This window comes from Vibrio sp. 10N.222.55.C6, from assembly GCF_041473395.1.
GTDB classification, from domain to species: Bacteria; Pseudomonadota; Gammaproteobacteria; order Enterobacterales; family Vibrionaceae; genus Vibrio; species Vibrio crassostreae_C.
Window position 1 is genome coordinate 241611 of the sequence record NZ_JBFRSD010000005.1, and the last position, 24937, is coordinate 266547.

The 24937-nt window shown below is 46.0% G+C and carries 22 protein-coding genes and 1 pseudogene; 5 read left to right on the forward strand and 18 right to left on the reverse strand.

Annotation, left to right across the window (positions count from 1 at the left end):
• Positions 1-4: 4 nt before the first annotated feature.
• The 12 genes and pseudogenes from AB4486_RS06845 to phhA form a co-directional block, all read right to left on the reverse strand.
• Entirely contained in the window at positions 5-787 is a 783-nt protein-coding gene (locus AB4486_RS06845) for an outer membrane lipoprotein-sorting protein (protein ID WP_017065102.1), read from the reverse strand.
• A complete protein-coding gene (locus AB4486_RS06850) occupies positions 780-2078 on the reverse strand; it encodes an ABC transporter permease (protein WP_372116797.1) in 1299 nt (432 codons plus the stop codon). Before AB4486_RS06850 ends, AB4486_RS06845 begins: the two co-directional genes overlap by 8 nt.
• Complete coding sequence (locus tag AB4486_RS06855; protein WP_017067011.1) at positions 2066-2764, reverse strand: ABC transporter ATP-binding protein; 699 nt, start codon at positions 2762-2764, stop codon at positions 2066-2068. The genes AB4486_RS06850 and AB4486_RS06855 overlap by 13 nt, the downstream gene beginning before the upstream one ends.
• 46 nt (positions 2765-2810) lie before the next feature.
• Positions 2811-3491, reverse strand: coding sequence for a hypothetical protein (locus AB4486_RS06860; RefSeq protein WP_372102628.1), 681 nt, complete (start codon positions 3489-3491; stop codon positions 2811-2813).
• Positions 3492-3951: 460 nt separating this feature from the next.
• Positions 3952-4827, reverse strand: coding sequence for an NAD(P)-dependent oxidoreductase (locus AB4486_RS06865; RefSeq protein ID WP_372116799.1), 876 nt, complete (start codon positions 4825-4827; stop codon positions 3952-3954).
• 12 nt (positions 4828-4839) lie between these two features.
• Positions 4840-5004 (reverse strand): annotated as a pseudogene (locus AB4486_RS06870) (LysR family transcriptional regulator); the annotation flags it as partial.
• A 187-nt stretch (positions 5005-5191) separates the two neighbouring features.
• Positions 5192-5908, reverse strand: coding sequence for a YebC/PmpR family DNA-binding transcriptional regulator (locus AB4486_RS06875; protein ID WP_010432326.1), 717 nt, complete (start codon positions 5906-5908; stop codon positions 5192-5194).
• 96 nt (positions 5909-6004) lie between these two features.
• Entirely contained in the window at positions 6005-6214 is a 210-nt protein-coding gene (locus AB4486_RS06880; protein ID WP_004732615.1) for a DUF3283 family protein, read from the reverse strand.
• Positions 6215-6430: 216 nt separating this feature from the next.
• A complete protein-coding gene (locus AB4486_RS06885) occupies positions 6431-6937 on the reverse strand; it encodes a hypothetical protein (protein ID WP_017066729.1) in 507 nt (168 codons plus the stop codon).
• Positions 6938-7072: 135 nt separating this feature from the next.
• Entirely contained in the window at positions 7073-8173 is a 1101-nt protein-coding gene (locus AB4486_RS06890) for a Fic family protein (protein WP_372116801.1), read from the reverse strand.
• A gap of 141 nt (positions 8174-8314) precedes the next feature.
• Positions 8315-8653, reverse strand: a complete 339-nt coding sequence (locus AB4486_RS06895) for a 4a-hydroxytetrahydrobiopterin dehydratase (RefSeq protein WP_371725521.1) — start codon at positions 8651-8653, stop codon at positions 8315-8317.
• Positions 8643-9437 (reverse strand): phenylalanine 4-monooxygenase, encoded by a 795-nt coding sequence (gene phhA / locus AB4486_RS06900; protein WP_017065113.1) that lies wholly within the window; start codon positions 9435-9437, stop codon positions 8643-8645. Before phhA ends, AB4486_RS06895 begins: the two co-directional genes overlap by 11 nt.
• Positions 9438-9636: 199 nt before the next feature.
• Here phhA and AB4486_RS06905 point away from each other — a divergent pair, with 199 nt between their 5' ends.
• Positions 9637-11691 (forward strand): acetoacetate--CoA ligase, encoded by a 2055-nt coding sequence (locus AB4486_RS06905; RefSeq protein ID WP_372116802.1) that lies wholly within the window; start codon positions 9637-9639, stop codon positions 11689-11691.
• A 47-nt stretch (positions 11692-11738) separates the two neighbouring features.
• Here AB4486_RS06905 and AB4486_RS06910 read toward each other — a convergent pair whose 3' ends face one another.
• The gene (locus AB4486_RS06910; protein ID WP_017065115.1) at positions 11739-12593 is read right to left on the reverse strand and encodes an SIS domain-containing protein; all 855 of its coding nucleotides are present in this window, start codon (positions 12591-12593) and stop codon (positions 11739-11741) included.
• Positions 12594-12820: 227 nt separating this feature from the next.
• Between AB4486_RS06910 and murQ the strand changes: the two genes are divergently transcribed.
• Genes murQ through AB4486_RS06930 form a run of 4 tightly spaced genes read left to right on the forward strand, consistent with a single transcriptional unit; the run spans position 12821 to position 18125 of the window.
• Positions 12821-13723: an N-acetylmuramic acid 6-phosphate etherase gene (gene murQ, locus AB4486_RS06915; protein WP_372116804.1), complete on the forward strand. Its 903-nt coding sequence runs from the start codon at positions 12821-12823 to the stop codon at positions 13721-13723.
• A gap of 28 nt (positions 13724-13751) precedes the next feature.
• Positions 13752-15203 carry a PTS N-acetylmuramic acid transporter subunit IIBC gene (gene murP, locus AB4486_RS06920; RefSeq protein ID WP_372116806.1) on the forward strand — a complete coding sequence of 484 codons (1452 nt, stop codon included), beginning with the start codon at positions 13752-13754 and terminating at the stop codon, positions 15201-15203.
• 12 nt (positions 15204-15215) lie between these two features.
• Entirely contained in the window at positions 15216-17111 is a 1896-nt protein-coding gene (locus AB4486_RS06925) for a glycoside hydrolase family 3 protein (protein WP_372116895.1), read from the forward strand.
• Between the two features lie 21 nt (positions 17112-17132).
• The gene (locus tag AB4486_RS06930) at positions 17133-18125 is read left to right on the forward strand and encodes an OmpG family monomeric porin (RefSeq protein WP_017065119.1); all 993 of its coding nucleotides are present in this window, start codon (positions 17133-17135) and stop codon (positions 18123-18125) included.
• Positions 18126-18378: 253 nt separating this feature from the next.
• On the opposite strand, the gene maiA is transcribed toward AB4486_RS06930, so the two are convergent.
• The 5 genes from maiA to AB4486_RS06955 form a co-directional block, all read right to left on the reverse strand.
• Entirely contained in the window at positions 18379-19068 is a 690-nt protein-coding gene (gene maiA / locus AB4486_RS06935; protein ID WP_372116808.1) for a maleylacetoacetate isomerase, read from the reverse strand.
• A gap of 38 nt (positions 19069-19106) precedes the next feature.
• Positions 19107-20144, reverse strand: a complete 1038-nt coding sequence (locus AB4486_RS06940) for a fumarylacetoacetate hydrolase family protein (protein WP_372116810.1) — start codon at positions 20142-20144, stop codon at positions 19107-19109.
• Between the two features lie 12 nt (positions 20145-20156).
• Positions 20157-21287: a homogentisate 1,2-dioxygenase gene (locus tag AB4486_RS06945; RefSeq protein ID WP_372116812.1), complete on the reverse strand. Its 1131-nt coding sequence runs from the start codon at positions 21285-21287 to the stop codon at positions 20157-20159.
• Positions 21280-22353: a 4-hydroxyphenylpyruvate dioxygenase gene (gene hppD / locus AB4486_RS06950; RefSeq protein WP_372116813.1), complete on the reverse strand. Its 1074-nt coding sequence runs from the start codon at positions 22351-22353 to the stop codon at positions 21280-21282. Before hppD ends, AB4486_RS06945 begins: the two co-directional genes overlap by 8 nt.
• Before the next feature lie 517 nt (positions 22354-22870).
• Positions 22871-24919, reverse strand: coding sequence for a DUF3466 family protein (locus AB4486_RS06955; protein WP_372116815.1), 2049 nt, complete (start codon positions 24917-24919; stop codon positions 22871-22873).
• Between the last annotated feature and the right edge of the window lie 18 nt (positions 24920-24937).

The following is a 24937-nucleotide window of genomic DNA, read 5'->3' on the forward strand; positions in this document are numbered from 1 at the left end:
CCACCTAAAGCCCAGACACGCTATTACGTGATAAGTAAGCAGGGTTGTAGTATTTGTCCGCTAAAGCTTGTTCGCTTACCTCGCGGTACTCAATCACGGTTTTCTTACTTGGTTGAATCTTATCGAGCAAAGTCATCGAAACTACACTTGGCAAGCCATCTCGCACGCCTTCAGTAAACCAAGCTTGCTTGGCCAGTTTTCCAGAACGCAGATACAGATCCGCTTTAACAGGAAACGCTCGGTCTGCCGTTAACCACAGATCAATCGATTGATAGCTGGCACCCTTGGTTTTCGCCGTTAGCTTTAGATGATAAGTATCGAGTGTCTCGCCAGTCGACCTCTCAACCTGTTGCTCGGCAACCCACTTACCTTGGTAATCTTCGCTCCAAGTGAGCGTCGAAATGTCCCCTACCGAAGCTTCACCCAAGAGTTTCTGCATTGGTGTGATTCGGATAGGTCGGCGCGATTTCGGCATCAGTAACCAATAGTTGTCCTCTATCATCAGCATCTTTTGACCCGCCTCGACCGCCGACTTGAACACGACCAGCGACTCTCGGTTTGGTCTTGTGTAGACGTTGTATTCGCGGGTTTTGTCCAGTTGCTCGTCTTGATATAGCGCGACCAGAGAAACCACTTTAGACGCCTGTTCGCTGTTCAAGCGATAGCTATCCGCCTTGGCGATCATCTCTGTGACTTGTTGTGAATCGACTGCCCAGCTTGGTGTCGATGCTAGAACCAAAACCAATACAGAACCTAAAACAGTGAGTGAACGAGTAAATTTATACATAAACCAGCGCCTCCGTGGTTGGCTTATTCACGCCTTTGCGAGCAGAAAAATAAGCAGCTAGCAAACATATCGTCAACACACCTAAAGTGGCGTAACCAACTAATTCCAATGAGAAGTAAATATTGAGTGGGTAACCCTCGGTTCTGCCGGGAGGTGGTGGCATTTGGATATCCACCACCAGCAATAACACCGACACGAAGCCACTCACTAACGCGCCGATCGCGCTGCCAATCACAGCCAACAATCCCGCCTCTTTTAAGAAACCTGCGACGATTTCAGACGGGTAACTGCCTAGTGCCGACAAGGTGCCAATTTCACGAGTACGCTCGGTCACCGACATGGTCATGGTGTTAAACAACGACACAAACACTACCAATGCCATCACCGCGCCCATGATGCCGAAGATACGGTCGTAAAGATCTTTCACCTTGGTGTAGAAAAACGCGCGATCTTGCCACGGGGTGATCTCGATCTCTGTGCCTTGATCGCTTTGGCTCGCACTATTTCGATCTAAAGCTGTTTGGATACGCTGTTGAACGGTCGAGGTCTTGCTTGTTTCAAATAGAAACACCGACAAGGTACTGACTTTGTCTGACGCTAAAAGCTCTTGGGCAGTGGTGATGTGTACGTATAACTGACGCTTATCCAGCTCAGGCACTCCTGTCGAGTAAATACCCTGCACCTTAAAATCAAAAGCGTTCAATGCGCCGTCACTGGTAGTCGCGAGCAGTGTCACCCAATCGCCAACGGCAACTTTGAGATTACGAGCAAGGTCAGTTCCCAGCATCACTTGTGGCTCTTGGCTGTCGTATCTGGGAGATTTCACATCCGAGAGGGTCTGACCGCTGCGCACATCTAAGAAAGGTCCTTTCATGTCGAACTCGCGCTCATTAACGCCTGTTCCCATAAAGATGCTCGACTTGCTTCCGTTAGACACCAAACCACTAAAATAGACTCGCGGCTGCACCCCACGCACATTGCTGTCGCCAATAATGCTCTTGGTTAGGGCTTGAACATTGTCTAGACCATTGCTCAGCGGCATGTCTTCATCTTGCTCAAAATATCCCGGCGTACTCAAAGTAAGATGACCAGTATCGCGCGCGGTCGATTCACGCAGAGATTCATAGGTATAAAGCCCATAACCTCCAGCCGAGGTCAGCGCAAATACGGCAATTGCGATGATCAATACCGAAAGCAGACTACGGCGACCGTTTCTCAATAAATTAAGCCACGCCAAACGCACCGAGGTAGGAAGCAAAAAAGTGCTCATTCTTTGTGTTAACTTGCCCATGAGATTGCCTCCATTGCTGTGGCTTGTAGTGCCAGTTGACCATCGATAAGTTCAATGACTCGGTCACAACGCTGCGCCATTCTTGGGTCATGCGTTGCGACAATAAAGGTGGTGCCCATTTCGTGGCCGAGCTCTTTCATAATGTCGATCACAAGGTTGGCGGTGTGACTGTCTAAGCTAGCGGTCGGCTCATCGGCAATGACTAAGCTTGGGTTGTGGATTAGCGCTCTGGCTATCGCGACACGTTGCTGCTGGCCGCCTGAAAGATTGTCTGGGCGATGATGTACATATTCGCCTAGCCCAACACGCTCCAACATCTCTTGTGCTCTGGTCTGCTGTTCTTGTTTCGAACATTGGTTCAACATCAATGGGTAGGCCACGTTCTCAAGTGCCGTCATCACTGGAACCAGATTGAAGCGCTGAAATACAAAACCCAACGACTGACGGCGAAAGCGTGCAGCGGCGATTTGCTCTGTCGGATACGGTTGGCCATCAATATTGATCTGTCCTCGATAGCTCATATCCAACAAACCAAGAATATTCAAAAGTGTGCTTTTTCCAGAACCCGACGGGCCACACAACGCCACCATTTCACCGCGCTGGATATGGCCATCGACCCCGTTTAATGCATCAACACGTTGACCGCCTGTGACATATGCTTTGCCGATATCTTTAAATTCAATCATCCCGTTTTCCTCTGATTACTAACCAACTGTTTAGCTTCCATGCCCTTTATTTCGCTTTCGCTATTAGGGCCTTCGCAGTCATCGTTTCGATGTTGTCGGCATCGGCCGTTTCCATTTGCTCTAGCCACGCTTGTGCTTGCGTTAGGTCTTCAGCACGAATCGATGCCTCAATCGCATAACGGTAAATCCACGATGTCACAGCGAAATGCTGTTGCTGGAAAGCATCTTCAGCCAATAGCGAGAGGAACAGGTCATAACCACGATCGAAATGATTAAACATGTCTGGCAGAGAGGTGTAAGTAACGGCGGCCATAGCGCGAGTCAAGTAAGAATCTGGCAGCCCTTGAACACGGGGTTGTTCATGAATTGGTTGGTCTTCGTCTTTCAGCAGCACCAGTGATTTATCAATGGTTGATAAGCCTCTCTCCACATACTTCATCTTGTTCCAAGGTAAGAACGCATCACGCCCCATCAGGGTTTCTGTGCTTCCTAAATAAACTAAAGTCAGTGGCGTAGCGCCGTCTTGTTGCAGCGTGTCATTAAGGCGTTCATAAGCCACCTCAACCAAGTCTTCATTACCTTGCGCGGCTTGGTTGTAGATATCGAGCACGTCTGAACTCGGGTTCGCTAAAGCTAACGACGGTGCAAACGAAACAAGCACAATCAGTAATGAACGCTTAAGCAGAGAAGTGGTAGAGCCTGAATTAAATGAGTGTGAAGTAGTCATGATTTCTAATCCCTTTCAAATGTTGACGTTGAAAGGTTAACTAGAATTTGTCGCGCAGTTTTACCAATGCGACGAATGGTAATTATAAGGAGTGAATGGTTGAGCTGGGGCGTGAGTGGGGTCTCAACCTTATAGGAACTAGACGAACACTATTCGCATAATTAGCCATAGTTACCTCCCCCTCTAACTCCCCCTCAATCTGGGTTCATCAATATCTCTAGATCTTTAGCAGAGGGGGAGAACTTTCTTTAGCACTGAACATACATCGACACTTTTAACGATCGATGTTCTATTCCTCCCCTCTCCACGATCAGCAAGGGATCTACATATGAATCAAGGGGAGGCTAGGAGGGGATTTATTTTGGATTAACACACTCGGCAGAGCTCAAACCAAAAAAATAGCCGCTAATCCGCGGCTATTTTTAGTTATCTAAACGAAGTTCCTATTACTTCGATCTTTCTACTTCTTTGTCTCTTCAACCACGGCTTTCATCAATACTGATGTATCCATGCGGCCTTGTCCTTCGGCAGACAGTGCCTTGTAGGCGTTGTTGGTCTTTTCAGTCAGTGGAAGCTGGATGCCTTGGCGCTCAGCTTCATCTAGACAGAAACCTAAGTCTTTGATCATCCAATCAATTGCAAAGCCAAAATCGAACTTGTCTTGTGCCATTGTGGTAGCACGGTTTTCCATCTGCCATGAGCCAGCAGCGCCGTTTTTAAGGCAATCAACCAGAGTTGGGATATCCAAACCTGATTTTTCAGCAAGCACTAAGCCTTCAGATAAGCCATTCAACACTCCTGCAATGCAGATCTGGTTAACCATTTTCGCGCGTTGGCCTTGGCCGACTTTACCCATAAGAACTGACGACTTACCGTAAGCTTCGAACACAGGTTGAAGGTCGTTGAAAAGCGCTTGTGCGCCACCACACATGATGGTTAGCACGCCATTTTCTGCGCCCGCTTGGCCACCAGATACAGGTGCATCCATAAAGCGAATACCGGCTTGCTTCGCTGCCACTTCAAGCTCTTCAGACAGAACTGCAGACGTTGTAGTGTGATCGACAAGAATCGCGTTTGGCTTCATCGCTGCCAATACGCCTGTTTCGCTGGTTGTCATGCTGCGTACGTCGTCATCGTTACCCACACAAACCAATACCACGTCAGCTTCCGCTACACACTCAGCCACAGATTCAGCCGCTTTACCTTGGTGTTTATCAGCCCAGCCTAGCGCTTTGCTGTGAGTGCGGTTAAATACCGTTACTTCAAAACCGGCTTTGACTAGATGGCCTGCCATTGGGAAACCCATAACGCCTAGCCCGATAAAACTTACTTTCATTTCTTTCTCCTTTTATTTGACCAAACCATCGCTATGAAAAGATCGAACACTCTCAATCAATGCATCAATAAGCAGGGTCAAAGCCTTTGGCTGATATTTTCTTTCTTTGTACACTAAATACGCTTGGCGATCACCCCGATGATACTCAGGGAGTACTTAAATCAGATTCATGTCGGGATAAGACGAACAATATAATGAAGTTCAGCGATAAATCGCGACCAGAGAACGCTTTGTCAGCCGTACATTATGGAACGATGATCAAGGAAAATCAGGTATAACGTTCATAAAAAAACCGAGCACTAGGCTCGGTTTTTTGTATTCTACATTTACTCACAAGAGCAAAGCTATCAATTATAGATTGATATTACAGCTCAGCGTTGTGGTAAACCTGCTGAACGTCATCACAGTCGTCAAGCATGTCTAAGAACTTCTGGAATTTCTCAGAATCTTCTTCAGCTACTGGCGTAGTTGTTTGAGGAACGAAAGTGATTTCCTCAACGTCTAGCGTTAGCTCTGGGAACGCAGTGTTTAGTGCAGTCTTCGTTTTGAAGAACTCAGTCGTTGGAGCGAATACAGTGATTACACCGTCTTCTAGCTCAACGTCAGTCACGTCTACGTCTTCCATCATAAGCGTTTCTAGGATGATCTCGTCATCTTCGCCTTTGAACTGGAATACAGCTTGGTGAGCGAACATGTGAGAAACAGTACCTTCAACACCGATTTTCGCGCCAGTCTTAACGAAACATTGGCGAACGTCTTGGAAAGTACGGTTGCCGTTGTCAGTTAGACAGTCAACGATTACGCTTGTGCCACCTGGGCCAAAACCTTCGTAGCGAGCTGGTTGGAAGTCTTCACCGCCGCCGCCGTTCGCTTTATCGATCGCTTTTTCGATAACGTGTGCTGGTACTTGGTCTTTCTTCGCTTTAGCAATCAGGTGCTTAAGAGGTAGGTTCATGTCTGGGTCAGAGCTGCCGTTCTTAGCCAGTACGTAAATCTCTTTACCGTATTTAGAATAAACTTTAATTTTTGCGCCTGCAGTTTTCGCCATTGAGGCCTTGCGCACTTCAAAACTTCTTCCCATCGGGATCTTCTCTCTGATTCAATTAACGGTGCAAATTCTAGCAAATTACTGTGTCATTTCAATTCTACAGCACTGCTGGGCAAGGTTTGTCTGCGTTTATGCGACACCCATTACCCGTTTGTATTTTTCTACAGACTGATCAAACCAAGCCTTTTCTTCTGGGTCACCTAGCTTCATTGCTTCTTCAACAATGGCTTCAGGGCCACATTTCGCTTGCTTCAGTTTCCATACAAGAAACGATGCTTGCTTATCCAGTTCGATTTTATTTTTCTCGCTGGGTGGAAGGAGTGAAAGGTTGATAGACATTGCTAGCCTTCGTCTGTAATACACTTGGCCGAGAAATATATCATAGAGCAGCCTCATAAAACCAATACTATGAGTAGTAGAAAGGATTTATGAGACAAGAAACCAAGCAAGTGCTGATGTAGGTCAAGCTAGTTTGGGAAAGTGCGTTTGGTGAAGAGCAACTAAAAAGTGAAAAGCAGAGTTTTGAAAGTTAGCTTACTAAACAACAAAAAGGCGTTAAGGATCGATCGATAATGATTGATAGAATAAAATTGGACCCTTAGATATCTTCTGATTTAGTTCAATAGCTCTTTTTATATCTAACCGCTTTCCATAAGCTAGCACTTCTCTTGTAGCCTCAACATACCCTTCTAATAACTCTAACGATGCTTCCATTCCGAGAATATGGAGATTCATTCTAGCCTTACGCAAAGTTAGATTACTATTGAATGAATTTAGGTAAGCTGTTTTCAAAGAGCCGTCATCGACTTGATCTCTTAGATAATTCGCTAATGTAGTCGTATAAATCGCCATTAAATGCTCAAATTCTGCTACATCATTTGCAGTTTTCATTAACAGATCATTCCGCAGCTTTTGAGCGTCTTTCTTTTCGTCATTGTCGTTATTCAACTTTGTTAAAAGATAAGTTGATGCTGCACCAACTAAACCACCACATAATGTCCCTAATACAGGAAACCCAGACTTAACTATATCGTTATATAATTGTATTTCTTCATTTGTCATTGTATTTGCACATTTTAATAGTAGTAGAAAGAAGGAGCGAGATTTAACCTATAAGTTGGCTCGTTTAACAACCTTCTGTGGCTAAAGAACTGCCAACATTCTCAGCACCTTTAAGTATATAAATTGAAGTGAACCCTATTCCGGCAACAGATAGCGCGTGCTTCTACCACCAGAACCAGATTTAACTAAGCAGCCATGCTCAATCAAAGCGTTCAAATGACGTGTTGCTGTGGCACTACTCACCTTTGCTACTTTCTGATATTGGCTGGCATTGATACCTTCTGAAAAATCACCATCGAGCATCCTATTCAGCACTTTTACTTGCTCTGCTGTAAGCTTGGTTTGGTCGATGCTGCGCCAATAGTTGGTCTTATATACAGTTTGGTCGACCTCAGCGAAAACCCCTGTAAACGTCTCGTCTAACGTATCTAAGAACCACATCAACCATTCGCTAATATCGAGTCCCCCTTTCTGGGTTCGCTCCAATATCTCGTAGTAATGCTTGCGGTTAGCGAGAATTCCCACCGACATCGCATAGAAGCGTACCGACTGCTGCTCGGCCTGTGCTAATGCCAAGTCGGTCAACAATCGAGTAATACGACCATTACCATCATCTAACGGGTGTAAGGTGATAAACCAAAGGTGAGTGATTGCGGCTCGCAATAGAGGATCGAGTGTGGCGTCGGTAAGTGAATCATTAAACCATGTGATAAATGTATCTAGCTCAGCATCAAGAATGTATCGGCTAGGTGCTTCAAAGTGCACGGTTGGACGATCAATTCTTCCTGATACCACTTGCATCGGAGCTTCACCTCGTAGCTGACCTCCGACTACAGGATTAAACATGGTGTAGCCTTGAGGAAACAGTCTATCGTGCCAATGTAAGATCCTATCAAGCGCTAGTGGCTCTGTTAGGTTCTGCACCGCATCCAACATAATTTCAGCTAGGCCATCGGTTTGTTCTGTCGTTGGAAAAGGTCGATCTTCACTGACACCGAGTTTATTGGCTAAAGAAGACCGGACCGAGAAAGCATTAAGCTTTTCTCCCTCAATCGCACTGGAATGGACTATGTTCGCTAATAAGGTGTCGAGCATGGTTTGGGATTGATCTGCCGACTGTGAGGTAATCTTGCCCAATAGAATGCCCTGATTAAGCCGTACTTCTCTTAACCTCACGCCTATTTTCTGATTATCCCAAACAAAGTTTGGCCAATTATCTTGCTGCCAAATCCACATATTACACCCCATGATGCGAAAGTATCACTTATTCAACTCATACTATGAGCTGTTTAAGGCAATTATTCAACTCACATTATGAGCCGAATAATGAGTTAATCGCATCACAGAGGTTGCAAGAGTAACTCCTAACCTACAAAACTATTCACTCACCGCGAACACATCGCAGCGTGAGGCGCAGATGAAGTCATTTTTGTGCAGGCCTTTGATTGAGTGGCTCCACCAAGTGACGGTGACTTTGCCCCACTCCAATAAGATCGAAGGATGGTGGAACTCTTCTTCTGCCAGTTCTGACACTATGTTGCTGAATGCCCATGCTTGTTTGTAGTTCTTAAACTTGAACACCTTCTCAAGCTGCGGGATGCCGTCTCTTTCGATGATCTGCCAGTCTGACAACTCCAACAGTAAAGATTGTTGTTCATCTTTACTTAGGGCAATCGCGTCGATACTGCAGGCTTCGCATTTTTGTTCATTCAACATGTGTTGGTTCCTTGGGTTCAAAAAGTGGTGGTAGTAACCCCGCGTCTATGGCGAGATCAGCTTGCTGTAATAGGTTTTCCTGACTGATTTTAAAGAGCTCAGATAGCTCGTCGATCACGTAATATTTCGGCTGCATGATGTCGATTCGATAAGGAGTTCTTAACACCGTTTGCAGATCGAACCGCTCGCGAACGGCCAAATCCCCTCCCAACGCATACATAGTTTCCGCTGGAGACGAAAGAATGCCACCGCCATAGATTTTCAGTTGTTGGCCTTCTTTTACTAAACCGAACTCAACCGTAAACCAATACAAACGGGCAAGATAAGCGCGCTGTTTAGATGTGGCGGCTTGGCCTAGTTTTCCATAATGCTCAGTGAAAGCCGCGAAATCGGCATTAGTGAGCATGGCACAATGGCCGAAAATTTCATGAAAGAAATCAGGTTCTTGTAAGTAATCGAACTCGTCTCGCGTTCTCAGAAATGTCGCAACTGGGAATTTCTTATTGGCGAGCAAATCAAAGAATCGGTCGAAATCGATCAATGCAGGCACAGGCTGAACTTGCCAACCGGTTGTTTCCATTAGCACTTTATTTATCTCTGGCAGCTGGGGAACTCTGTCTAATGGTAGATCCAGCAAGGTCAAACCGTGCAAATAAGCATCGCATGCGCGGTCATTAATCACGTCCAGTTGCCTTTTCACTAAGTCGTGCCAAATAGCGTCTTCTTCGAGGCTCCACTCAACCCATCCCTCTTGGCTCACGGGCTTAGAATGATATTGAGTCATTACACACCTCCTTTCGAATGTCTCACTTTAAGCCTATCTCCACTCCTTATAAGCGCCAATTTGCGCGATTTTTCGAAACAAGCGATCGTGTAACATTTTATTTACACAATTCCACCAAGCGCTTATTTTGCTGAACTTTTGACTTTGTAAAACCTAAATACCAGACTGAAAACGTTAACTTTTTGTTAAAGGTAAAGGAATGCACGAAAGCAATAAGCCCATTTGGCAGCCAAGCGAGCAGCGTATCGCCAATGCCAACTTAACCCGATTCATCGATAGCCTTGAACAGTCTTGGTTAAACCTAGATAGGGACGTAAAAAACTATGCCGAACTCCACCAATGGTCTGTAGTTCAGCCGGAATCGTTTTGGCAAAACGTGTGGCAGTTTTGTGGAGTAGTCGGCTCACAAGACTCTATTAACAAGGCAGAAAGCGAGACCATCAAAGCTCAAGGTGGGAGCCGCTGGCAGCAGCCTAAATCGAACCGTGATGCGGTTTGGTTTCCCAATGCACAAGTAAACTACGCCGAGAACTTGCTGCGTTTGGCACACACCATGCCTGATGAGCTTGCGATTTGGTTTGAGAATGAACGTGGCGAACAACAGAGTTATACATGGGAAACCCTGTGTGAAGCTGTCTCTAGTGTTCAGCAATGGCTTGTCGATAGCGGAGTGAAACAAGGTGATATAGTTGCTGCGTATACTCCCTATCTGCCACAAACCGTGATAGCCATGCTAGCCGCCACCAGCTTAGGCGCGATTTGGACATCGACCTCGCCTGATTTTGGAGTAGAGAGTGTGATTGAGCGATTCGGACAGGTGAAACCTAAGGTGCTGTTCACCTGTGACGGTTACACCTTCAATGGCAAAACGTTCGATATGGCGGGCAAGAACCGTGAAATCATCGAACACTTAAACGAATTAAAACAGGTGTGTGAGATCGGTTATTTGAAACCGAGTAATGACTTAGAGAAGAGCGATTTAGAGAAGAACGAATTAAAGAAAAACAAAGTTAAACATGATGTGTCACCCCAAAGCTGGCACAGCATCATTAATCACTATCAGACAAAACCTCTTCGATTTACTCGTGTCGGCTTCAATGAACCGTTGTTTGTACTCTACTCTTCCGGCACCACAGGCAAACCCAAATGTATAGTGCATTCTGTCGGTGGCACTACCATCAACCACCTAAAAGAGCATCAGCTTCATTGCGATATTAAACCAAGAGATCGCGTGTTCTACTACACCACTTGTGGTTGGATGATGTGGAACTGGCACGTATCTGCGCTCGCCAGCGGTGCTTGTTTGGTTATCTTTGATGGTAGCCCGGTTTACCCGCAACCTAACGTTCTATGGGATTTAGCGCAGCGTGCTGACGTATCGACATTTGGCACCTCAGCCAAGTACATAGAAGCGATTGAGAAAGCCGAACTCTCACCAATCGACAGCCACTCTCTGCCTCAATTAAGAACACTGTGCTCGACGGGTTCTGTGCTTTACCCAGAGCAGTTCGATTACGTTTACAAGCACATCAAGCAAGACCTGCATTTAGCGTCGATTTCTGGCGGCACGGATATTTGTGGCTGCTTTGTTTTGGGTAACCCAATCTCGCCTGTGTATCGCGGTGAGTGCCAACAGGCCGGGCTCGGCGTCGACATCAAGGTGTTCAATTCGTCTGGTCAAAAGGTCGATCACGAACGTGGCGAATTAGTATGCATCAACTCCCTACCCAACTTCCCCGCTGGCTTTTGGAATGACACCGGAGAGCGCTATCACAGCACCTATTGGGATAGGTTCGACAATGTGTGGCATCACGGTGATGAAGTCGCACAGAGCGAACATGGCGGCTACCTGTTCTACGGGCGAGGCGACACCACACTCAACCCCGGTGGCGTGCGAATTGGTACGGCCGAAATCTATCAGCAAGTGAACACCATTGACGGCATCATCGATTCGATAGCAGTCGGTAAAAACATCGACCGCAATGAACAGGTATGGCTGTTTGTTCAGCTGCAGCAAGGTGTGAATTTAGATGAAAAGTTACTGACAGCCATCAAAAGCAAACTCAAATCCTCTTGTTCGCCAAGACACGTGCCAAGCCAGATATTTGCGATCAGCGACGTGCCAAAAACACGCTCTGGCAAACTGGTGGAGTTGGCTGTGAAACAGGTGATCAATGGCAAAAATGTAGAAAACCTCGGGGCTATCGCTAACGCCGAGGTTTTGGAAGAGATAAAGAGTGTTGTTTCGCTTTAGTGTTCCTATCTCAAAAAATCCAAGCTAGAAGAAAGTAAAGTAACCAGTTATCTATGCGAAACCTGACGAATATCTGAGTTGATGTCATCAATAAGCTGTCTTGCTGATTCATCTCTTTGCTTCACTAATGCAATGAACAGCAAATCAGTAATAATGTTTTGAGCTGTTCGGGATGCTATCGATGAACTTCGGTATTGGCTTTCATCAGCAATCGTATCAAAGGATAAATCCGCGATGCTTCGAAGTTTACTTTTACGAGCGGAGGTAAGAGCGATGACCTTAACACCTTGCTCCTTTGCTGTTTCTGCGGCGATTAACACATCTTTTCTTTCCCCTGAAAACGAAATAACAACTTGGACATCTTGCGGGGTAAGCGTACGGGCTATCGCTATCTGAACGTGACTGTCTTGTTCTGCTAAAGCGGTAATGCCTAATTTCAGCAATTTAAAGCTAAACTCTTTTGCCGTGAGTGCTGAGCCTCCAATACCCACGACTTGCACTCTATTGGCACCATCTAACAGTCGAATAGCTTCCGTGCAGGTATCAAGTGACAGCGCATTGGTTGTCTGGATCATCGCATCGGTTTTTTCTTGCACAAGCTTTTGAGAAATAACGCTGAATGGGTCATCGGCCAGAATATTACTGTGCAGTGGGGTGGTTTGAATGGCGTGCTTTCGACCTATATCCTCCGTCAGCGCTAACTTGAATTCACTGTAGCCTTTAAAACCAATTCGCTGCGTAAATTTCACGATACTTGATTGACTCACGTTGGTCGCTTGCGCCAGTTCTTGGCTTGTCAATGAGGCTGCCTGTTCCACATTTGATGTTATCCAATCCGCAATTTTTCTCGCATTGGCAGAGAGCTGAGTACGACGGCTGACAATTTTATTCACGACTGACACATTTCACCTCGATTATTTTAGAATAAAATATTCCTAATGAAGAATAATGAATATTCAGTTCAAACCGCCACTTAAGTCGGAATGCCTGGGATTTAGTATAAATTTATCACAATTATTCCACCTAAATCACCACTTCAGAATAACTCTAACTGTGATTTTTATCACTCAAACGGAATATTTTATTCTTTAGTATCGCCCTCAGTTTGTATTGGGTAAGAGAACAAGTAATGAAGATCGATTTGAACCGTTTGGTTACAGAGAGCCGCAATCCTGCAAGCGCAGACATTGATAAGCTATCAACAATTGACATGCTAACCGTCATCAACAAAGAAGACCAACGTGTTGCGTTAGCCGTAGAAGAAGTCCTTCCTCACATTGCAAAAGCCGTTGACGCGATCACAAGTGCTTTTGCAAAAGGTGGCCGATTAATCTACATCGGCGCTGGCACTTCTGGGCGCTTAGGCATTTTAGATGCAAGCGAATGCCCACCGACTTATGGCACGAGCCCTGAACAAGTCATTGGCGTTATTGCTGGCGGGCACCAAGCCATCTTAAAAGCTGTAGAGAACGCGGAAGATGATCCTGCGCTCGCACAAGCAGATTTAAAATCGTTGGCGCTAACAGAGTCAGACGTAGTCGTCGGAATAGCCGCGAGCGGTCGAACTCCATATGTGTTGGGTGGCCTCACCTATGCTCGATTCATCGGAGCGACCACTGTGTCAATTTCATGTAACCCCGGAGCTCCAATGGCAAATTCCGAAGACATTGCGATTACTCCAGTTGTCGGCCCTGAAGTGGTGACTGGGTCATCAAGAATGAAGGCCGGTACCGCTCAGAAATTGGTTCTCAATATGTTGACCAGCGGCGCCATGATCCGCAGTGGGAAAGTGTTTGGAAATTTGATGGTTGATGTAGAGGCGACCAACGCCAAACTCGTCCAACGTCAAATCAACATTGTTATTGAAGCAACCGGAGTTGACAGCAAACACGCTGAATATGCGCTTAACGCTTGTAATAACAACTGCAAAACCGCAATTCTCATGATTTTGGCTGGCATCAGCGCCGAAGAAGCCTGTGCACGACTCAATAAAAGCGGTGGTTTCATCCGAACTGCACTCGCCGACGAATAATTAAATTCAGTTATAAAAGGTAATTCAAATGGCAAAAATAACGCCTACCATGATTGAAGCTTTACTGTTGGCCGTTGGCGGCAGTGGCAACATTCGTAAATGTGGGAACTGCATGACCCGCTTACGTTTAGCCCTCGTAGACATCAATCAAGCGTCTCTGGATACCATCAAGAAAACCCCAGGCGTTCTGGGTGTGGTAGAGAGTGACGAACAACTTCAGATCATTCTTGGGCCAGGTAAAGCGCAACAAGCTTCTGAGCTGATGAACAGCTTGATGCTTGAGCAGCCTGAAGCGACCGTAAAACAAACTAATGCAGAGGAAGATTTGTCTACGGTTGCGGCTGAACAAAAAAAGCAAATGAAGAGCAAGCAAACCAGTGGAATACAGCGATTTCTTAGTAAGTTCGCTACCATCTTTACCCCCTTAATCCCTGGCTTTATCGCGGCGGGTCTGTTGCTTGGTTTTGCAACCTTACTTGAGCAGACCTACATTATCGATCAAGAACCAAGCAAGTCGCTGTTAGACCTTGTTGCCTACATGAAAGTATTTGGTACCGGCCTTTTTGCCTTTTTGAGCATTCTGATTGGCTATAACGCCCAGCAAGCCTTTGGCGGCTCTGGCGTTAACGGGGCGATTCTGGCTTCACTGTTCGTCTTGGGATATGACCCAACCGCCACGTCCGGCGTCTACTCAGGGATGAATGAGTTTTTCGGATTCTCTATCGACCCGCGTGGCAACATCATTGGGGTATTACTCGCGGCAATCACCGGTGCTTACGTAGAGAAACTGGTTCGAAAATACATGCCCGATGACCTCGATATGATCCTAACGTCTGTCGTCACGCTTCTTATTATGGGCGCGGTCACCTACTTGTTGATCATGCCGATTGGTGGCGAGTTGTTCAAAGGCATGTCTTGGTTATTCCTTAACTTAAACGACAACCCATTTGGTGCCGCTTTACTGGCTGGCCTATTTCTTATCTCTGTCGTGTTTGGTATTCACCAAGGGTTTGTTCCTGTCTATTTTGCACTTATGGAAGCGCAAGGCTTTAACTCTCTGTTCCCAATCTTGGCGATGGCGGGTGGCGGTCAGGTCGGCGCGTCAATGGCGTTGTACTTCAAAGCCCAAAAAGACTCTCTTCTTCGCACTCAAGTCAAAGGGGCTATTGTGCCTGGTTTGTTGGGTATAGGTGAGCCGCTGATTTACGGCGTCACACTTCCACGAGTAAAACCGTTTGTTACCGCTTGTATTGGCGGTGCAGCAGGCGGGTTCTTTATTGGATTGGTCTCTTACTTAGGGATGCCAGTCGGTTTAAATACAGTGTTTGGCCCATCGGGTATCGTCGCTGTGCCATTAATGACTTCTAACAGCGGTATTTTTGCAGGGATGGCGGTGTTTGTTATTGGTCTTCTTATTTCGTATGTCGTGGGTTTCTTTGCTACGTACATGTTTGGTTCCAAAAACGTTGATTTAACTTAGGTAAAAGCAGTGATGAAATTGAATAAGATCATTTTGAGTACAGCAGTATTGTCTGTTGTGGGTTGTTCGAGTGGCATGAATAAATTCAGTAATCAAGACCTAGAGCAGTACCAGCAACAACCAGAAAAATACGCTGAAAGCGTCGTAAGTACGATGAATAACAGAGAGTTAATCGGTCAAACATTGATGATGGATTTTCGCTCGTGGGGCAAAGACCCATACACCGATGAAGAGATCCCTGTAACTCGAATTAACCATGACATAAGCTCGATGATCACCGACTACCATATCGGCGGTGTAATTCTATTTCGCCAAAATCTAGTGAATTCGAATCAAATCGTCGAGTTCACTGATGCCTTGCAAGAGGCGAGCAGTAACCTACCTCTTCTCATCGCGACTGACCAAGAAGGCGGTTACGTCACTCGATTGCAGAATGGCACAGAGATGCCAGGAAACATGGCGCTAGCTGCCTCTGGTGACGCGAACAATGCTTACGTTGCTGGCAAGATTCACGGCTCAGAGCTGTCCGCTTTAGGCATTAACTACAACTTCGGCCCTGTGGTTGATGTCAATGTGAACCAGAACAACCCGATCATTGGTGTGCGCTCGTACAGCAGCAATGTTGATGTGATCAATGAAATGTCTACCGCCTACATGGATGGTATTCATGAAGCTGGCGTGATCAGTGCACTGAAGCACTTTCCTGGGCATGGCAACGTGAGCGTCGATTCACACTACGATTTACCAGAAGTCAGCTACTCACGAGAAGAGTGGGAAGCGATCGACCTCGCTCCATTTAAGTACGCGATTGAGCACGGTACCGATTCCATAATGTCAGCGCACGTGACGCTACCAAGCGTGGATGACACTATGATCCAAGCGACCTTAAGTGACAAAGAAATGCTAATCCCTGCAACGTTCTCCAAACCTATTTTGACTGGGGTTTTACGTGACAAAATTGGCTTTGATGGGCTAATTGTGACCGATGCGCTCGATATGGGGGCCATCGCTGACAACTTTGATCGCAACTACGCAGTTCACGCTTCACTTTACGCCGGTGCTGATATTGCTTTGATGCCGCTTCAAATTACCAACCGAGATGAAATCAAACAGTTGGAAAGCCTATTTGTCTACCTAGAAGACAAAATGGAAACCAATCCAGAGTTCCTTGAGCGTATGAAAGAAGCCGCAACTCGCGTTATAAAGAAAAAGCTTCAAATGGGTCTGGTTTACCAAACCACAGACAAACAGTTTGCCATCGACTCAGTAGGCTCTGAAGCGAACAAACTTGAAGAGAAAAAGGTCGCTGATGCATCAATCACGCTTATTGAAAACCAAAATAATGTATTGCCTGTCGATCCAAGTGAAGCCAGCAATATCCTAGTTATTTCTGATGAAGATAGCCGCAATGCACTTGTAACCAAGTACCTGAACGTTGTGAAACAAGAGACAGGTAATCACCCAATGTTCATTAGCGAGCAGAAAGCGGCATTAATGGAAGATAACTTAAATGAAAATGAGCTTCGTAGCACCATTGTAAAGTCCGATCTGATTATCATGTCGACATACAACCTAATGGGCCACGCGGCAAATGCTCAGAAAATCGTAGATATCGCGAACGCTGAAGGCAAAAAACTGGTGATGATTTCAACGCGTAATCCTTACGACATTGCCCATGTAGACGGTGTACAAGCGAACATCGCTATTTACGGTATCACAGGGTTCGACGTGACCAACAATGACCGCAATTCACTTGAAGCAAACATTAGCTCTGGTATTCGCACCTTGTTTTTAAACCCTCAAACGGGACTGCCTCTGAACGCACCAACAGGAACTCTTCCAGTAGATGTAAAAAATGACAACGGTGACGTTATTTACCCATTCGGCCATTCAATGAACTACCAATAATTCGTCCTAGGAATAATAAAAATGATAAATAAAAAGTCTGGAGCTACCCTACTAGCACTGCTTCTACCTAGTCTCGCGCTTGCGACTGAAGACAACGCCGTAAAAGTTGAAACGGAAGAGCTAACCCAAAACTTTACCTCTGAGTGGAACGTTGCGTCGAACATTTACATGGAAATGGAAAAGTTTGAAGGGCACAGAGACCCTGATGGCAATGCAGTGATAGACAAACTCACCCCAGTCGCACAGCTATTCATTAATAGCCCTAACTCCAAATGGAGCTATTTTCTTGAACATAAAGTGGCGCGCCGTTCGATCACTGAGGATCTAAATAACACAGATAACTCGTTTCAACGAAACCGTACTCAGATTGGTGCGACTCGTAACTTAGTTCGCAACGATGATGTGGTCTTTAATCTGAACGCTACATACCGAAAAGAATCTAACGACTCTGCACCGGGAACAGATGCTCGTGGCAGCAACAACCTGTACTGGATAATGCCTAGTGGTGAGTTTAAGATCACCGATAAACTCTCATTCTCTTACTGGGATGCGTTTTACTACTATGATCGCTTCGTAGGAGAGAACGATTACGAGTGGGAAGCGGAGCATGGTTTTGCGTATAAACACAGTGATAGTTTCACAGCAAAAGTCTACCTATACACCGATTGGACTTGGGATAACGACCAAAACAAGAACTGGGAACAAAACCAGATTCGTGGGTACTTCCCAACTAAAATTAATGACAAATGGAGCGTGATGCCTTATTTCCGCTACTTCATCAACGAGAAAATCTATGATGCGTCAAACAACTACAACGTCGTCAATGAGACAGACGACGGGCTGCGTTTAGGTTTGAATATCGACTATAAACTGAGCCCTAAATCAACGTTGTGGGTAGGTATGGCTTACGAAGAAACCAAGTGGGATGAGTCTAAGTCTGCGGGCCTAACCAGTGGTTCAGACAACAGCCAGAAATTCTATCTAGCTCAAGCGGGTTGGAAGTATAAGTGGTAACAGCTTGATTATATTTTCGATGTAACAACATACCAACCGGAGGCGCGTTCTCCGGTTGGTATACTAATGATCATGACTTCTCCCGTTTCATTGATACTAATCTGCACCAATAAAACTGCACACTCAATCAAGCGACTTTCCAATACGTGAAGATATTCGTATATTGCTAAATGAGCAATCAGGCTAGAACAGAATAGTCCAAAAACGGTTTTGGTAGCGTAAGGGAAAAGTATTTGCGTTTACATCAGTGAATCTACATGGAATCATTCGCATCCGCTTGATTCTCTGGCATCGCCTCAATAAAAGCAGGTAACTGATTGCACGCTTCGACAATTGAGTTAATCAGCGGATAAGGCGACATATCAACGCCAAAGCGCAGCGCATTATACACCTGTGGCACCAAGCAAATATCGACAATGCATGGTGAATCGGTGAGGCTATAAACTGAATCAGCGTATGTTTGACGATGCTTAGAAAGCTTCTCTTCTAATGCCGAAAAACCTTGGCTCATCCAATAGTGAAGCCAGTCTATTTTCGCCTCTTGCTCACACGACAACTCTCGCTCCAAATACTGCAACACACGCAGGTTATTCAGAGGGTGAATTTCTATCGCAATATCCTGAGCCATTGCCAACGCTTGATAGCGCAATGGTGTTTGCTCTGGAATCAACAAGGAGTCTGGGCTGCTCTCACACAAATAGTTTTCGTCCAAATATTGCAGAATCGTCAGCGACTGATTGAGTTGAACATCACCATCCACCAGCACTGGCACTAATTCACTGGCATTGAGCTCGCGATATTGTGGATCATGCTGCTCGCCGCCATTACGCACCAAATGCACCGATTTAGACTCATAGTTGAGTTGCTTTAGGTTCAATCCAATACGCACCCGATAGGCGGCCGAAGAGCGCCAGTAACCATAAAGTGTCATGTTCTGATTCATACAATGATCTCGCTCGAGCTGAATCTTTATAATATGGGCTATAACGCTCGATATTGGCTAACTTTTTGGTCAATCGCACCAAAAATGGAATCACCCGCCGTATCAAACATCTCTAGGCGAATCGAGTCGCCAAACGACATGAATTGAGTCGAAGGTTTGCCATCGCGAATCGTCTCAATCATGCGCACCTCGGCAATGCATGAATAGCCCACGCCGCCCTCGGCAATTGAGGTGCCGTGGTCAGTGCCTTGCTTATTCGATACCGTGCCTGAACCTATGATCGCGCCTGCCGATAATGGTCGAGTTTTAGCTGCATGCACAACCAACTCTGCAAAATTGAAGGTCATATCTACACCGGCATTCGGACAACCAAAAGGCTGGTCATTGTAGGTTGAAGTCAGTGGCAGGTGTACCTTACTGCCTTTCCACTGTTCACCTAGCTCATCAGGCGTAACGGCAACCGGGGAAAACGCTGAAGAGGGCTTAGACTGGAAGAAACCAAAGCCCTTGGCGAGCTCTGCTGGAATCAAGCCACGCAGCGACACATCGTTCACCAACATCAGCAGACGAATCGAATCGTGCGCTTGCTTAGCACTAGCACCCATTGGCACATCTCCGGTGACAACCGCGACTTCACCCTCGAAATCGATACCCCATTCGTCACTGGCAAACTCAATATTGTCACGCGGACCAATAAAGGTATCTGAGCCGCCTTGATACATGAGTGGATCAACCCAGAAGCTTTCTGGCATTTCAGCACCACGAGCCTTACGCACCAGTTCAACGTGGTTTACATAAGCGCTGCCATCCGCCCATTGATAAGCGCGTGGCAGAGGCGATTCACAATACTGAGACGCAAACACTTCACTGCCTGTCACATGCCCGTTATTTAACGAGGTGTATAACTCTTCTAACTGAGGTGCAACGCTGTCCCAGTTATCCAAGGCTACTTGCATGGTTGGCGCCAGATGCATCGCATGGAAGATTTCAGTGGCAGCCACACACTGTTTGAGATCTTTACTCACGACCATCAATAGACCGTCGCGAGTACCATTTTTCTTGGTTGCTAATTTCATCCTTGTTGCCCCTTACTTCTCTTGCCAACAGTAGACATACTCTTTGTTTTCAACGCTATCGAGTTCATCAGAGAACTGCAGCGCATGGCGAGTATCGATCATCACCGCCACTTCATCGGTAAACTTCTTCTTATGCGCCTGACCTGCCTTGAAGGCCTTTGGATGAGGTCCATGAGTGAAGCCTGCTGGATGGAAGGTCACCATGCCCGCTTCAATGTTGTCGCGGCTAAAAAAGTCACCAGCGTGATAGAAAAGCACTTCATCGTAATCATCGTTGTTGTGGTAGAACGGCACTTTCAACGCCCCAGGATCGCTCTCAATCGGACGTGGCACAAAGGTGCACACAACAAAGCCTGCGCCAACAAAGGTGGTGTGTGCAGACGGTGGCAAGTGGTAGCGATGTGACATCAGCGGTCTGATATCGCGCCAATTCACTTTCACCACGGCCAAATCACCATGCCAACCAATTGCATCCAATGGATTGAACGGATAAGTGATCACGCTAACTTTGTCGTGGCGCTTCACCTGAACCTGAGTCTGGTTTTCTGAATACTGAGCGCGGAATTGATCATTGATAGAAGGGATGTCGAGCACCGCAGGATCAAACACCGCGTGATTACCGACCATGCCTTTCTCTGGCAAGGAATAAGCCGCGTCTGTGTTCTCAATCATCAAGATAAACATCGGTTCACTTGGCTCCAAGCGCCAGTTGGTCGAGCGCGGGATCATCACGTAATCCCCTTCACTCACTTCTAAATGGCCATAGTCGCAATAGAGATCAGCGCTGCCTTGGTGAATGAACAACAGCTCATCGCCGTCAGAGTTACGCACTAAGAAATCCATCTTCTCATCCATACGCCATACGCGGATTTTGCAGTCCGCATTGTGCAAAAGATGAGGCACCGCCCAAGGGGTTATCTGGCTGGCTTTCTCCACCAGCGTAAAATCAAAAGCGCGAGGGCGCAGATCGCCCTCCCACTCTGACCAACCTGTTGGGGCATGTTGGTGATGAAAGTGAGCGGCAGGGCCGAAGAAACCACTCCGACCTGCTTCTCGCTCATAGATTGCCTCTTCAGGGAAGTCGGCATGCGCTTGTTTAGAACACACCCCCTCCCGATGAGGAAACGAGATCCATTTATGCATCGTCTAATACTCCTCGACGAATCTGGTCCTCTTCAATCGATTCAAACAGCGCCTTGAAGTTACCTTCACCAAAGCCTTCGTTGCCTTTACGCTGAATGATTTCAAAGAACACAGGCCCGATTACTGTCTGCGTGAAAATTTGCAGCAAGATGCCGTCTTTGGTCGGCGCGCCATCAATCAGCACACGCAAGTCGCGCAGCAGATCGGTGTCTTCACCGTGGCCTTTCACACGATCGTCAACTTTCTCGTAGTAGGTATCAGGGGTTGGCATAAAGTCCATACCGCGATCACGCAGAGTTTTCACGGTTTTGTAGATGTCATCCGTAGCGAGGGCGATGTGTTGGATACCTTCGCCGTTGTATTCGCGAATAAACTCTTCGATTTGTGATTTGTCGTCGGAAGACTCATTGATAGGGATGCGGATTTTGCCACACGGTGAGGTCATGGCTCTGCTCACAAGGCCTGTCAGCTTGCCTTCGATGTCGAAGTAGCGAATCTCGCGGAAGTTGCCAAGACGCTCATAGAATCCAGACCACACATCCATATTGCCTTGCTTCACGTTATGCGTGAGGTGGTCGATTTCGAACAAACCAACATTGGCTTCGGCCATACTCTCTTCCGCATCGTCATAGAATCGGAAATCGACGTCATAGATGCTCTGCTTGCCATAACGATCCACAAAATAGAGCAGGCTCTCACCGATGCCGTAAATAGCCGGAATGCTCAGCTCCATCGGCCCTATTTCTGTTTTGTACTCTTCACCACCGCCCTTGAAAGCTTGCTCCATTGCAGCCGTTGCCTCGTTGACACGAAAAGCCATGCCACATACCGATGGACCATGTACCTTGGCGAACGCTTCCGCTTGGCTGTGTGGCTGTTCATTGACGATAAAGTTGATGTCACCTTGTCGATACAGCCAAGCCTCTTTTGAGCGGTGCTTGGCGACCTCAGCAAAACCAAGTGACACAAACAACGCTTTAAGTTGCTCAATTCCCTTGTGGTCAACGGCCGTGTATTCAACAAACTCGAATCCATCCGTGCCAAGCGGGTTGTATGTATCCACCATGAACTTTCTCCTTGTACCTATTGGTTTGTATTACGTGGTTTTTTATCACGTGACTTTTTGTTACGTGCTTTCTATTACGTAAATAGATGTTGTGTGTTTTTTGTCCTTAATTAAATTTGGCCCACAAGCCGAGATAATGGAATGGGTGGAGGAAAATGGGCAATTTCGATGAAACCCCGTCAATTTGTAAAATATTTGTTACACGCGAATCGCTAAAACAAGAAAGTGAGTGCTATCAAGGGATTGAAGAGTGGTGGTTTGATTTACAGCAGAGGAATAGATGTTATTGAATTGTTACATTTGAGCTTTATGGGCTAAAGCAGAAAGAGATAAGTGTATGTTGAACGTAAAAAGAGCATCACAAAACAGGTGATGCTCTTTTAAAAAGCTTCATATCCCAATGGTATTCTCATAGGGTGAGCCATCAACTCTAACCCATTACTTTAATGGTTGATGATTGATGGTTGATGGTTGATGGTCAAATGGAGGTTGTTTCTCTTGTGAGCACGTCATCAATTCAAGCAATCATAGAACGAGATTTTTTCAAACGAAATGAAAGCACGGAAATTAAACTGATAAGCACCAATAACCCGGTACCGGCACCACTACGTTCAACATCTTCAGCGCTATCATCACTTCTTTCAGCGATGTCCTCACTTGTTGCTCCAGATATCGGGATAAGTTTCACTGCCACCACCCTCTCATCACCCACTCCATCATTACAATAAGCAAAGTGCGCGGTTGAATCATAAGCCATAGAAGAGGAGCTACTTTCACTCGCAAAACATTGTATTGCCGTCCCGGAGATAACACCCGCATCATTAATGTCGGTTGCGTCCAATATTCTAAAGTGGTTGTTGGCATCACTGTAGTCACCACCGTTAGTTAGGTCGTCTAACCACCAAGCTTGATCATTATATCTTGCACGTCTATCAGCATCGGTACCAATGTCGTTGTAAGGGAAAATGAAGCCGCGATGCCTCCTTTCATGGCCGTCTACTTCAGAGTGAGTTTCTGCGTCAACATAGCCAACAATTTCATTGTAATTATTGATCTCACTTGCTTTTCCTTCTGCACTATCAAAGAAAATGTCTTCACCTAAACTTGCGAAGAATGTAGCTGTTGGCGTTGTGTCATTCGCATCAGCGACAAACATACGATTGTCAGACACACGATCCGACGGATAATCACCATCTCTTTTTGCATAACCAATAACCATCATGTTTTCATTAATGTCTGTTGCGACAGAATTACTGTGAATGTATGAATCACTCACTTCTACCGTCGCATTAGCGATAAATGTAGTCGTCCAAGCATTTTCCGAAACGCTGAAATTTGACGTACTGCTTGGCCTAAACACAGCAGCCTGCATAAGAAAGTTATCAGAATCATCTAGCTCTGTATTGTAACCAACTAAAACAGGATAAGAGCTATATGTCCCTCTAGATGAAATCGTTGCAGCCCTCACACTCGCCTGTGCTGAAGCTTCATCATCGTTGTAAGAGTAATAGGTCGAACTGGTTTCCCAATCGGATACTGAGAAACGGTTTCCATCATCATTGGGGCCATTCGCATCGGTTATATTCCAGACAAAAGCTCGATTAGCAAAAGCAAAGTTCTGACACTCTGGATATAAAGCAGGCTCAATATCTTCATCGATACAATTATCTAGATCCTCAGCATCACTGTCGGATGTGTACGGAGAGTCATAATCTTTGTATCCATCACTGTAATAAAAAGTCGCAACGGACGCGCTTCCGACCACATAGCTTTCCCCTCCATAACTGAAAGAGTCAAAAGCCATCGTTCTTCCCATTTGGGAGATTATATTCGCTTCGCCGTCAGCATCGCTGATCGTAATGCTGGTATCGGCTTCAGGTTGGAGAACCGTAAATTCAGTGCCTGTATCGTAGTAACCACGCTGCCTATACAACTGAATATATTGGTTGTTATAACTGTAGTAACCACTGCTGGTGTTACCAAGAACAAAACCATTCTCGTCAACTTTAGTGATGACCTTCTCCTCTGTTCCATCAACAAAGGAATAACTATAACTGCTCACATCAGGTGGGTTGCTGCCAACATCTGGGATCTCGCTTAACGAATAAGAATCATAAAAAGCCGTGGAATTCGTCTGATAGCTCAGCCCGTAATACGCATCACGCTCATTTTTCAAGCCTCCAATGCCCGCATCATCATCGCCATACCACAATAAAGAACTCCAAGCTTCACAAGTCGCGTAGCCAAGTTCGCTCGTGCAGTAGCTATAGATATCGTCATAATCCAAATAGTAGAACGTGTTATCGATACCAAAGGGGACCTCCTCTTTAAAGGAAAAACCTGGTTCTGCATTTTGAGCTTCCCCTGCGAATGCGTAGTCGGTGTCACCACAACTGGTACTAAAGCAATCCGTTGTACCAAGCTCTGGTTCAACTGCGACCCCGTACACCGATTCCGTTTCTACTGGTGATTCCTCCAAAACCACCCTATAAAGCGCAGCGTTACTATAAGAAGCAACCAACAACGTAGAAGAGACAACGACTGATTTTTTTACCATTGCCTTCATTCTACGGCTCCTAAAAAA

What these genes read in the sequence shown, in the direction of transcription:
- AB4486_RS06845 (WP_017065102.1), bottom strand. Translation starts at nt 787, where the DNA reads ATGTATAAATTTACTCGTTCACTCACTGTTTTAGGTTCTGTATTGGTT.
- AB4486_RS06850 (WP_372116797.1), bottom strand. Translation starts at nt 2,078, where the DNA reads ATGGGCAAGTTAACACAAAGAATGAGCACTTTTTTGCTTCCTACCTCG.
- AB4486_RS06855 (WP_017067011.1), bottom strand. Translation starts at nt 2,764, where the DNA reads ATGATTGAATTTAAAGATATCGGCAAAGCATATGTCACAGGCGGTCAA.
- AB4486_RS06860 (WP_372102628.1), bottom strand. Translation starts at nt 3,491, where the DNA reads ATGACTACTTCACACTCATTTAATTCAGGCTCTACCACTTCTCTGCTT.
- AB4486_RS06865 (WP_372116799.1), bottom strand. Translation starts at nt 4,827, where the DNA reads ATGAAAGTAAGTTTTATCGGGCTAGGCGTTATGGGTTTCCCAATGGCA.
- AB4486_RS06875 (WP_010432326.1), bottom strand. Translation starts at nt 5,908, where the DNA reads ATGGGAAGAAGTTTTGAAGTGCGCAAGGCCTCAATGGCGAAAACTGCA.
- AB4486_RS06880 (WP_004732615.1), bottom strand. Translation starts at nt 6,214, where the DNA reads ATGTCTATCAACCTTTCACTCCTTCCACCCAGCGAGAAAAATAAAATC.
- AB4486_RS06885 (WP_017066729.1), bottom strand. Translation starts at nt 6,937, where the DNA reads ATGACAAATGAAGAAATACAATTATATAACGATATAGTTAAGTCTGGG.
- AB4486_RS06890 (WP_372116801.1), bottom strand. Translation starts at nt 8,173, where the DNA reads ATGTGGATTTGGCAGCAAGATAATTGGCCAAACTTTGTTTGGGATAAT.
- AB4486_RS06895 (WP_371725521.1), bottom strand. Translation starts at nt 8,653, where the DNA reads ATGTTGAATGAACAAAAATGCGAAGCCTGCAGTATCGACGCGATTGCC.
- phhA (WP_017065113.1), bottom strand. Translation starts at nt 9,437, where the DNA reads ATGACTCAATATCATTCTAAGCCCGTGAGCCAAGAGGGATGGGTTGAG.
- AB4486_RS06905 (WP_372116802.1), top strand. Translation starts at nt 9,637, where the DNA reads ATGCACGAAAGCAATAAGCCCATTTGGCAGCCAAGCGAGCAGCGTATC.
- murQ (WP_372116804.1), top strand. Translation starts at nt 12,821, where the DNA reads ATGAAGATCGATTTGAACCGTTTGGTTACAGAGAGCCGCAATCCTGCA.
- murP (WP_372116806.1), top strand. Translation starts at nt 13,752, where the DNA reads ATGGCAAAAATAACGCCTACCATGATTGAAGCTTTACTGTTGGCCGTT.
- AB4486_RS06925 (WP_372116895.1), top strand. Translation starts at nt 15,216, where the DNA reads ATGAAATTGAATAAGATCATTTTGAGTACAGCAGTATTGTCTGTTGTG.
- AB4486_RS06930 (WP_017065119.1), top strand. Translation starts at nt 17,133, where the DNA reads ATGATAAATAAAAAGTCTGGAGCTACCCTACTAGCACTGCTTCTACCT.
- maiA (WP_372116808.1), bottom strand. Translation starts at nt 19,068, where the DNA reads ATGAATCAGAACATGACACTTTATGGTTACTGGCGCTCTTCGGCCGCC.
- AB4486_RS06940 (WP_372116810.1), bottom strand. Translation starts at nt 20,144, where the DNA reads ATGAAATTAGCAACCAAGAAAAATGGTACTCGCGACGGTCTATTGATG.
- AB4486_RS06945 (WP_372116812.1), bottom strand. Translation starts at nt 21,287, where the DNA reads ATGCATAAATGGATCTCGTTTCCTCATCGGGAGGGGGTGTGTTCTAAA.
- hppD (WP_372116813.1), bottom strand. Translation starts at nt 22,353, where the DNA reads ATGGTGGATACATACAACCCGCTTGGCACGGATGGATTCGAGTTTGTT.
- AB4486_RS06955 (WP_372116815.1), bottom strand. Translation starts at nt 24,919, where the DNA reads ATGAAGGCAATGGTAAAAAAATCAGTCGTTGTCTCTTCTACGTTGTTG.